The sequence below is a fragment of the Halomonas sp. NO4 genome (assembly GCF_010994375.1).
Classification (GTDB): domain Bacteria; phylum Pseudomonadota; class Gammaproteobacteria; order Pseudomonadales; family Halomonadaceae; genus Halomonas.
The window spans coordinates 45,619-55,015 of record NZ_WHMA01000021.1 but is presented as its reverse complement, the minus strand read 5'-3'; the positions used below and the strand labels follow the sequence as shown (position 1 = coordinate 55,015).

General features: G+C 68.4%; 10 protein-coding genes. 8 read left to right on the top strand and 2 right to left on the bottom strand.

What is annotated here, in order from left to right:
- A partial coding sequence (locus FEF15_RS13840; RefSeq protein WP_163559758.1) for an IS66 family transposase occupies window positions 1-1,151 on the top strand: 1,151 nt, incomplete at its 5' end.
- Window positions 1,152-1,372: 221 nt separating this feature from the next.
- Here FEF15_RS13840 and hisC read toward each other — a convergent pair.
- Window positions 1,373-2,428: a histidinol-phosphate transaminase gene (gene hisC / locus FEF15_RS13835; protein ID WP_163559757.1), complete on the bottom strand. Its 1,056-nt coding sequence runs from the start codon at window positions 2,426-2,428 to the stop codon at window positions 1,373-1,375.
- Window positions 2,429-2,553: 125 nt separating this feature from the next.
- Here hisC and FEF15_RS13830 point away from each other — a divergent pair, with 125 nt between their 5' ends.
- From FEF15_RS13830 to mnmH, 5 genes are all read left to right on the top strand, one after another.
- Window positions 2,554-3,453, top strand: coding sequence for an AEC family transporter (locus tag FEF15_RS13830; RefSeq protein WP_163559756.1), 900 nt, complete (start codon window positions 2,554-2,556; stop codon window positions 3,451-3,453).
- Between the two features lie 108 nt (window positions 3,454-3,561).
- On the top strand, window positions 3,562-4,014 hold the full coding sequence (locus FEF15_RS13825) for a copper resistance protein NlpE N-terminal domain-containing protein (RefSeq protein WP_163559755.1): 453 nt from the start codon (window positions 3,562-3,564) through the stop codon (window positions 4,012-4,014).
- A 112-nt stretch (window positions 4,015-4,126) separates the two neighbouring features.
- The gene (gene radA, locus FEF15_RS13820; protein ID WP_163559754.1) at window positions 4,127-5,503 is read left to right on the top strand and encodes a DNA repair protein RadA; all 1,377 of its coding nucleotides are present in this window, start codon (window positions 4,127-4,129) and stop codon (window positions 5,501-5,503) included.
- 55 nt (window positions 5,504-5,558) lie between these two features.
- Entirely contained in the window at window positions 5,559-6,596 is a 1,038-nt protein-coding gene (gene selD, locus FEF15_RS13815) for a selenide, water dikinase SelD (RefSeq protein ID WP_163559753.1), read from the top strand.
- On the top strand, window positions 6,593-7,714 hold the full coding sequence (gene mnmH, locus FEF15_RS13810) for a tRNA 2-selenouridine(34) synthase MnmH (protein ID WP_163559752.1): 1,122 nt from the start codon (window positions 6,593-6,595) through the stop codon (window positions 7,712-7,714). Before selD ends, mnmH begins: the two co-directional genes overlap by 4 nt.
- A 6-nt stretch (window positions 7,715-7,720) precedes the next feature.
- Here mnmH and FEF15_RS13805 read toward each other — a convergent pair whose 3' ends face one another.
- A complete protein-coding gene (locus tag FEF15_RS13805; protein WP_163559751.1) occupies window positions 7,721-8,410 on the bottom strand; it encodes a type 1 glutamine amidotransferase in 690 nt (229 codons plus the stop codon).
- Between the two features lie 65 nt (window positions 8,411-8,475).
- Between FEF15_RS13805 and FEF15_RS13800 the strand changes: the two genes are divergently transcribed.
- Both FEF15_RS13800 and FEF15_RS13795 read left to right on the top strand, forming a co-directional pair.
- Entirely contained in the window at window positions 8,476-8,769 is a 294-nt protein-coding gene (locus FEF15_RS13800; protein ID WP_163559750.1) for an MGMT family protein, read from the top strand.
- 41 nt (window positions 8,770-8,810) lie between these two features.
- A complete protein-coding gene (locus FEF15_RS13795) occupies window positions 8,811-9,389 on the top strand; it encodes a YjaG family protein (RefSeq protein ID WP_276208213.1) in 579 nt (192 codons plus the stop codon).
- The last annotated feature ends 8 nt before the right edge of the window (window positions 9,390-9,397 follow it).

Genomic DNA, 9,397 nt, shown 5'->3' with positions numbered 1-9,397 from the left:
CCTCGAGGGTGGGTCAAAAGCGTTGGCCGGTACTGGGTCAATTTACTTGGCCATTAACAGTGTTCCACATCGAGCGCCATATCCGCGGCAAGTGGGTCTGCGACCAGTGCGAGACGCTGATCCAGGCACCGATGCCGGCGCAGATCATCGACAAAGGCATCCCCACTGCGGGCCTGCTGGCCCAGGTGTTGATCGCCAAGTATGCCGATCACCTGCCGCTGTATCGGCAGGAGCAGATCTTCGCTCGTGCCGGCGTACCGATTCCGCGCTCCACCCTGGCCGAGTGGGTCGGCATTTGCGGCGTGCGACTCCAGCCGCTGGTCGATGCGCTGCGCGACCTGCTGCTCGCCGAGCCGGCGCTGCATGCCGACGAGACCCCGGTGCCGATGCTGGCCCCGGGCAAGAAGAAAACCCACCGCGCCTACCTCTGGGCCTACGCCACCACGCCCTACGCCGGGTTGAAGGCGGTGGTCTACGACTTCAGCGAAGGGCGCGGCGGCCAGCATGCCCGCGACTTCCTCGGCGACTGGCAAGGCAAGCTGGTCTGTGATGACTACAGCGGCTACAAGCAGAGCTTCGCCAACGGCGTCACCGAGATCGGCTGCATGGCCCACGCCCGGCGCAAGTTCGTCGACCTGCACGTGGCCGGCAAGAGCCAGATCGCCAGTCAGGCCATCGAACTGATCGGCCAGCTCTACCAGGTGGAGCGTGACGCCCAGTCGCTGACTGCGGAAGAGCGCCAACGACTACGCGACACACGAGCGAGGCCCATCGCCGACGCATTGCACCGCTGGATGCTGGCTCATCGGGAGAAGGTGCCGAACGGCTCGGCGACGGCCAAGGCGCTGGACTACAGCCTGAAACGGTGGGCGGCGCTGACGCGCTACCTCGATGACGGGCAGCTCCCCATTGATAACAACCGGGGCGAGAACCTGATTCGTCCCTGGGCACTAGGGCGCTCGAACTGGCTATTCGCCGGGTCCCTGCGCAGTGGCCAGCGCGCTGCCACCATCATGAGCCTGATCCAGTGCGCCAAGCTGAACGGCCACGATCCCTACGCCTACCTCCGAGACGTGCTGGAACGGCTACCGACGCACAAGGCCAGCCAGCTCCACGAGCTCCTGCCCCACCACTGGCAGCACACCGTCTGATCACTGACAAGCGGTGATGCCCGAACGCTTACAGATCATCGTCAGGCACCTTATCCCGAAACCCCGGGCTCATACGAGCTCGGGGTTTTCTCGTTTAGAGGCTGCCCGTGGAGCGTCGCGGAATCCCGGAAAGGGTCTTTATCGGAAAACCAGCGCCGTATCGCCAGGCAGACAGAAGCCCCGAGTTCGCACGAACCCGGGGCTTCTGTCGTTCGGGGGGATCAACGGCAGAGTGCTTCCAGCGTCTCGATGAGGCTGTCCATTTCGTCCTCGGTGCCGATGGAGATGCGCAGGAAGTCGCTCAGCGCCTCGGTGTTGAAATGGCGTACCAGGATGCCGCGCTCGCGCAGGCCGACGAACAGCTGGGCGGCCTCCTGCTCGGGATGGCGTGTCAGGATGAAGTTGGCCTGGGAAGGCAGGACCTCGAAGCCCAGCCCTTCGAGCCGCTGCCGGGTGCGCTCACGGGTGGTGATGACCTGCTCGCGGCAGGCGTCGAAATGTTCGCGATCGGCCAGAGCGGCAATGCCGATGGCGCTGGCCAGGCTGTCGATGGGGTAGGAGTTGAAGGAGTCCTTGACCCGCTCGAGCCCTTCGATCAGTTCGCGTGATCCGATGGCATAGCCCAGGCGCACGCCGGCCAGGCTGCGCGACTTGGAGAAGGTGCCGGTGACCAGGAGGTTGGGGTACTCGGCCACTAGCGGCACGGCGCTCTCGCCGCCGAAGTCCACGTAGGCCTCGTCGATCAGTACGACGCGCTCGGTGATGCGGCGAAGCAGCGCCGCGACCCCCGCGCGGTCGTGGCTATGGGCGGTGGGTGCGTTGGGGTTGGCGAAGATCACGCCGCTGCCTTCGGCAGTGAAGGCGTCGAGGTCCACGCGCCAGTGATCGTCGAGGGCGTAAGAGCGGCGTTCGATGCCGTAGAGCCGGCAGTAGACGGGGTAGAAGCTGTAGGTGATGGCCGGCATCTCCAGCGGCTGGCCGTGGCAGAAGAAGGCCTGAAAAGCCAGCGCCAACACCTCGTCGGAGCCGTTGCCGACGAAGACCTGCTCCTGTTCGACCCCATATTCGTCGGCTAGGGCCTGGCGCAGGGCTCGCGATTCGGGGTCGGGGTAGAGTCGCAGGTGGTCCGCTGGAAACTCGCGGAGCACCGCCTCGACGCCAGGCGCCGGCGGATAGGGGTTCTCGTTGGTGTTGAGCTTGATCAGTCGCTCACGCGGCTGTTCACCGGGAACGTAGGGGGTCAGCTCGCGTACGGAGGGGCTCCAGAACTCGCTCATGGGTTCTCGCTCGGCTCTTGGCAGCAGGACATGGCTGTCATGGTGACCGCTGGGGCGTGACCGCGCAAGCGACCGTCATGCTAGGCTTGGCCCTTTGTCAGCCATGCACAGACCCGGGAGCGGTCATGACGTCGCAGATTCTCGCCACCCTGCTGCCGGTATTCCTGATTGCCGCCTGCGGTACGCTCTATGGCCGCTTGCGTACGCCGGATATCAGCAACCTCAACACCCTCAACATGGAGCTGTTCGTACCCATGCTTGTGTTCGCCGTGCTCGCCGACGGCCAGGCACCGCTGGAAGAGTACGTGAAGCTGGCCCTCGCGGGTGCGGTGGTGGTGCTGGGTTCGGGGCTTCTGCTGTGGCCTCTGGTGCGCTGGCTGGGACTCGAGGTCAAGACCTGCCTGCCGCCCATGATGTTCAACAATTCGGGCAACATGGGCATCCCGCTGCTGCTGCTGGCCTTCGGCGAGGCGGCCTTGCCGGCGGCGGTGGTGCTGTTCATCGTCGAGATGATGCTGCACTTCACGGTGGGGCTCTACATGCTGAGTCCTCGGACGTCGCTGCGCCGCCTGTTGCGGTTGCCCATCATGCTCGCCAGCCTGGCCGGTCTTGGCGTCAACCTGGCCGGGGTGCCGCTGCCCGCCTGGCTGCTCGAGGCGCTGCACATGCTGGGAGGCGTGAGCATACCGCTGCTGCTCTTTGCCCTCGGCGTGCGCATGCTCGACGTTGATTTCTCCGCCTGGAAAACGGGGTTGCTGGGCGCGGTGCTCTGCCCACTTTCCGGCCTGATACTGGCCTGGCCGATGATCCTGTGGCTCGAGATCAGCGGGCTGCAGGCGGCGGCACTCTGGGTGTTCGCGGCCCTGCCCCCGGCCGTGCTCAACTACCTGGTGGCCGAGCAGTATCGTCAGGAACCCCATACGGTGGCGTCGCTGGTACTGATCGGCAACCTGGGTAGCCTGGTGGTCATGCCGGTGGTGCTCGCCCTGGTGTTTCAGTTCGTCCATGCCGGGGTGGGGCAGTGAGCGGGAACCCTGGGGGCGACAGGCTGTCCGCAATGGGCGTGACGCGTTATGCTGTAGTAACGGTCGTCGTGATTCACGGCTTGGAGCCCCTTGGTTAGGAGTATGCAAATGCGAATGAGGACCTTGCTGGCCGGCTCGGCCATGCTGGCCTTCCTGGCGGGCTGTGCCGCCGGGCCGACCGAAGACCGGGCCGCCGGCCCAGAAATGCAAGATGCCGAGGTGGCCTATCAGGGCACCTTGCCCTGTCGCAACTGTGCGGGCATCGACCTGAACGTGCGCATGGTTGGCGACGAGCAGAGCGCCCTGGAGGAACGTACCTTCAACCTGCGTGCCAGCTATCGTGAACACCCCCAGGAGCCGCCGGACGAGAACTACGCCGGCAACTGGGAAGTCCTCGAGGGGACGGCCGAAAATCCGGACGCCACGGTCTACGAGCTGACCCCCGACGGCGAAGGCCAGGTCTACTATTTCCTGCGCGTCGACGATAATACCCTGGAGCTGATCGACCCCCAGCGGCGGCGCTTCCAGAATAACGAGGCGCTGCAGCTCCAGCGCATCTGATCGAGCTCGTTCGATTCGGCAGGTCAGGAGGGCAGCCCCCGGGCTGCCCTCCGTCGTTCTGGTCACGTCGGCCAGGCCGACCGCCATGTTCGCAGGGAGGAAGCTAGCCCGCATGGCCAAGACAAAGAGCGCCTTCGTGTGCACCGAGTGCGGTGCCGAATACCGCAAGTGGCAGGGGCAGTGTTCGAGCTGCCAGGAGTGGAACACCCTCAGCGAGGTGCGCTTGGCGCCGTCGCGTCCCGGGGCCGCGACGGCGACTCCTGCGGGGCGGGCGGGCTATGCCGGCGCCCTGTCGCGCGAAGTGGTGGACCTCGCCAACGTGGACCTCTCCGAGGTGCCGCGGCTCTCCTCCACCTTCGAGGAGTTCGACCGCGTGCTGGGCGGCGGCCTGGTGCCGGGCTCGGCGGTGCTGCTGGGCGGTAATCCCGGGGCCGGCAAGTCGACCCTGCTGCTGCAGACAGCCGCCAAGCTGGCCCAGGCGCACCGGGTGTTCTACGTCACCGGCGAGGAGTCCCTCTCCCAGGTGGCGATGCGTGCCCACCGCCTGCAGCTGCCGGTGGCCGGACTCAAGATGCTCGCCGAGACCAGCGTCGAGACCATCCTTGCCGTGGCCGAGCGCGAGCGCCCCGAGATACTCGTCATCGACTCCATCCAGACCATGCAACTCGAGGACATCGCCTCGGCTCCTGGCGGGGTGGCCCAGGTGCGCGAGTCCGCCGCGGTCCTGACCCGCTTCGCCAAGCAGTCGCACACCGTCCTGCTGTTGGTGGGCCATGTCACCAAGGACGGCACCCTGGCCGGCCCCAAGGTGCTCGAGCACATGATCGATGCCTCGCTGCTGCTCGAGGGCGGCGCGGACTCGCGCTTTCGCACCCTGCGCGGCCAGAAGAACCGCTTCGGCGCGGTCAACGAGCTGGGTGTCTTCGCCATGCTCGAGCACGGCCTCAAGGAGGTGAAGAACCCCAGCGCCATCTTCCTGTCGCGCAGCGAGGCACTGGCCCCCGGCAGCCTGGTGATGGTGGTCTGGGAAGGCACCCGTCCGCTGCTGGTCGAGGTACAGGCGCTGCTCGACGAGTCGGCGCTGGGGAATCCGCGCCGCGTGGCCGTGGGTCTCGATCCCAATCGCCTGGCCATGCTCCTCGCTGTACTGCATCGCCATGGCGGGCTCTTCACCGGCGACCAGGACGTCTTTCTCAACGTGGTGGGCGGTGTCAAGGTGCTGGAGACCAGCGCCGACCTTGCCGTGCTGCTGGCGGTGGTCTCCAGCCTGCAGGGGCGCGCTCTGCCACGCGAGCTGGTGGTGTTCGGCGAGGTGGGGCTCTCCGGAGAGATTCGCCCGGTGCCCAGCGGCCAGGAGCGCATCGTCGAGGCGGCCAAGCATGGCTTCACGCGGGCCATCGTGCCGCGGGCCAATGCGCCCAAGCGGGCGCCGGAGGGGATGGAGGTGGTCGGCGTGGAGAAGCTCGCCGACGCCCTGGAGGCGCTGTGAGGGTGTCACGGAGTGATGATGTAGAATGCCGGTATCACCAGCAGAGGAGATCATGATGAGCGCCATCCGCCTGACCCAGTACAGTCACGGCGCCGGCTGTGGCTGCAAGATCGCCCCGGACGTGCTCGACGGCATCCTGGCCAAGGCCGGCCCCGGGGCGGCGCATTCGCGGCTGATCGTAGGCAACCAGGGGCGCGAGGATGCCGCCGTCTACGACTTGGGCGACGGCCGCGGCATGATCGCCACCACCGACTTCTTCATGCCCATCGTCGACGACCCCTTCGATTTCGGCCGTATCGCTGCCACCAACGCCATCAGCGACGTCTACGCCATGGGCGGCACGCCGGTGCTGGCGCTGGGCATCCTCGGCTGGCCGCTGGACAAGCTCGGCCCCGAGATCGCCGCCGACGTGGTAGGCGGTGCCCAGGGCGTGTGTCGCGAGCTGGGGCTGGCACTCGCCGGCGGTCACTCCATCGACTCTCCCGAGCCGATCTTCGGCCTGGCGGTCAACGGCCTGGTGGACCTCGAGCACCTGAAGCTCAACAAGGGCGCCCAGGTCGGCGACCTGCTGTTTCTCACCAAGCCGCTGGGCGTGGGTCTGCTCACCACCGCCGAAAAGCAGGGGCTGCTCGAATCCGGCCACCAGGGCCTGGCCCGCGAGACCATGCTGCGCTCCAACCGCATCGGCATGGCGCTGGCCAAGGTCAAGGGCGTCAACGCCATGACCGACGTCACCGGCTTCGGCCTCGCCGGGCACCTCGCCGAGGTGTGCGCGGCCAGCGACGTGGCGGCGCGCATCGACTTCCGCCGCCTGCCGCGGCTGGCCGAAGCCGAGGCCTACCGTCGCCAGGGCGCGGTGCCCGGCGGCACCCGCCGCAACCGCGAGGCGCTGGGGGCGAGCCTGCCGGCCATGGACGAGGCGCACTGGCAGTGGCTCTGCGACCCTCAGACTTCCGGCGGCCTGCTGCTCTCGGTGCACCCCTCCTGGGAGGACGATGTGGAGCGCATCGGCCGCGAGCACGGCATCGAGCTCGCGCCTTTCGGCGAGGTGGTAGCGGCCAAGGGCGAGGCGCTGATCGAGGTGCGCGGATGACCTTGCCGCTGGTCGAGCCGGACCCCGCCCTGCTGCGCGAGAGGCGCGTGCTGATCGATGTGCGCGCCCCGGTGGAGTTCGCTCAGGGGGCGCTGCCGGGTGCCGTCAACCGCCCGCTGATGGACGACGAGGAGCGGCGGCTCGTCGGCATCGAGTACAAGCAGCGCGGCCAGCAGGCCGCCATTGCGCTGGGCGAGCGGCTGGTCAGCGGCGGCATCAAGGCCGCGCGAGTCGCCGCCTGGCAGCAGTGCATCGAGGCGCATCCGGATGCCCTCATCTACTGCTTTCGCGGCGGGCTGCGCTCGCAGATCGCCCAACAGTGGCTGGCCGAGGCCGGCTGCTTGCGCCCGCGCATCCGCGGCGGGTGGAAGGCGATGCGCCAGTCGCTCGGCGCGCGCATCGATGCCGCCGCCGATCAGCCGCTGCTGGTGGTGGGCGGGCTCACCGGCTGCGCCAAGACCGCCCTGATCCAGATGCTGGACAACGGCCTTGACCTGGAGGGCTGTGCGCGCCACAAGGGCTCCGCCTTCGGCCGTCACCCCCTGCCGGCGCCGTCGCAGATCGACTTCGAGCATGATCTGGGCCAGCGCCTGCTCTCGCTGCCCGGCCCCCTGGTGGTGGAGGACGAGTCGCGCCATATCGGCTCGGCCAACCTGCCGCTGGCCTTCTGGCAGGCCATGGAGTCCGCCCCTCGGCTGCGCGTGGAGATGCCGCTGGACTGGCGGCTGCGCCAGATCCAGAAGGACTACATCGATGACCTCTGGGCGATCCACCGCCAGCAGTTCGGCGAGTGGCTGGGCTGGGCGCTGATGCGCAAGCAGCTGGCCACGGCGCTGACACGGCTCAAAAAGCGCCTCGGCGGCGCGCGGCTAGCGCGGCTCTCGCGCCTGCAGCAGCTCGCCTTCCGCGAGCACGAGCGCGGCAATCCCCAGGCCCACGAGGCGTGGCTGGCCCCGCTTTTGACCGAATACTACGACCCCATGTACCGCTACCAGCTGGAGAAGCGCGACGCGGCGCGCTTTCTGCACGTGGGTGACTGGGAGAGCTGCCTGGCCGCGGCCCGGGAGTGGAGCGCCGAGGCCGCGCGTCGGGTGGACGAGCCGGCGCTGCCTGCCTGAGTCGCCTCAGCCGGCACTGCGGTGCAGCCACTGGCTGAGCAGGCGGTCGAGCAGCGGGGCCAGCCGGTCGAAGCGCTTGGGATCGTCGAGCAGTTCGGCTTCGTCGGCGGCGGACACCCTGGCCTCGTCGTCGGGCCACGGCTGCTCGAACAGCGTGACCAGGCTGTCGCGGGTCGCCTCGAGGTGGCACAGCAGGCCCACCACCCGGCCGCCGTCCCAGGCGAAGCCCTGCACGGGGCTGGCGGCGCTGGCGCCCAGCGGCAGCGCCTCGTCGGGCAGCGCGAAGACCTCGCGGTGCCACAGGAAGGCGGTGAAGCGCTCGGGCAGGTCGAAGGGACTCTCCGGCGCCAGCTCGATCTGCTGCCAGCCCAGTTCGGTTCGGGTGCCGCGCCCCACGCTGGCGCCCAGCGCCGCGGCGATCAGCCGCGCGCCCAGGCCGATGCCCAGCAGCGGCTTGCTGCCATCCAGCGCTCGGGCGACCAGCTTTCGCTCGCCCTTGAGCCAGGGGTGCTCGGCATCGTCATGGACACCCATGGGGCCGTCGAGGACGATCAGGGCGTCGCCGTCGGCCAGGCGTGGCGGCAGTTCGCCGGCATACAGATGGAACACGGTGTGGCTGTGGCCCATGCTGGTCAGCCAGTCGGCGATGCGCGCCGGGCCATGATGGGGGGAGTGCTGGAGCAGATGGAAGTGCATGCGGGCCTCATCGTGCCGTTTCGCCGGCCGTCGCGGCCGGCCGGTTCCAAGGAGCGCAAGGGTACATGAAGGCGGAGCTTCGCGAACAGATCTACACCGTCATCGCGGCGATCCCGCCCGGTCGCGTCACCACCTATGGGCGCATCGCGGCGATGACCGAGGCCACCACGCCGCGGCTGGTGGCCCGGGCGCTGCGCGAGCTGCCCGCCGGCCACGGCCTGCCCTGGTACCGAGTGATCACCGCCTCGCGCAAGCTGGCCGACCATGCCGGTGCAATCGAACAGCGCCGACGACTGGTCGCCGAGGGCGTGGTGTTCGATGCCCGTGGCCGCGTGCCGGCTTGTCGCCTGTGGCCTTGAGCCTGTGTGCCCTTATGACAGACAACCTGCGAGGAGATGCCGTGAGCGGTTTTCATCAGCGACTTCTGGGCCTGTCGCCGCGCCACCAGCAGGCCTTTATGGCGGCGCTGGTCGAGCGCCTGCTGCCCAACTATGCGCTCTATGCCGACACCACCGGCCAGGGCGATCCCCAGGGCCTGCGTGTGATCCTCGACCTGGTCTGGGAGCGGCTTGCGGTTCGCGAGGCGCGAATCGACTTCGAGCGCCAGGCGGAGAAGCTTGCCGAGCTGGAGCCGCCGGGCGACGACGACAGCTTCGGGGCACGCCGCGCGCTGGAGGCGGTGGTGGCGCTTGGGGCACTGCTCGACACCCTGCGCGGCGAGGCGCCGGAGGCAGTGCTGGAGGTCAGCCGGGTCTCCAAGGGGGGCGTGCGCGCCTTCATCGAGCTTACCGAGGGCGAAGAGGATGCCCAGCGGCTGGCCGCCCTGGTGCGCGAGCACCCGCTGATGGAGGAGGAGAACGCCTTCCAGGACGCCGTGCTCGAGGCGGTCGAGGCACCGCTCAACCGCGACGCCCTCAAGGGGCTGCGCCGCCTGGGGCGCAACGAAGGCGTCAGTAATCTGGGGCTCTCGGCGGAGTGAAACGCGGG

Bases quoted from the DNA above. Each gene is read 5' to 3' on its own strand.
- hisC (WP_163559757.1), bottom strand. From the start codon at position 2,428: ATGAGCGAGTTCTGGAGCCCCTCCGTACGCGAGCTGACCCCCTACGTT.
- FEF15_RS13830 (WP_163559756.1), top strand. From the start codon at position 2,554: ATGACGTCGCAGATTCTCGCCACCCTGCTGCCGGTATTCCTGATTGCC.
- FEF15_RS13800 (WP_163559750.1), top strand. From the start codon at position 8,476: ATGAAGGCGGAGCTTCGCGAACAGATCTACACCGTCATCGCGGCGATC.
- FEF15_RS13805 (WP_163559751.1), bottom strand. From the start codon at position 8,410: ATGCACTTCCATCTGCTCCAGCACTCCCCCCATCATGGCCCGGCGCGC.
- mnmH (WP_163559752.1), top strand. From the start codon at position 6,593: ATGACCTTGCCGCTGGTCGAGCCGGACCCCGCCCTGCTGCGCGAGAGG.
- FEF15_RS13825 (WP_163559755.1), top strand. From the start codon at position 3,562: ATGCGAATGAGGACCTTGCTGGCCGGCTCGGCCATGCTGGCCTTCCTG.
- radA (WP_163559754.1), top strand. From the start codon at position 4,127: ATGGCCAAGACAAAGAGCGCCTTCGTGTGCACCGAGTGCGGTGCCGAA.
- selD (WP_163559753.1), top strand. From the start codon at position 5,559: ATGAGCGCCATCCGCCTGACCCAGTACAGTCACGGCGCCGGCTGTGGC.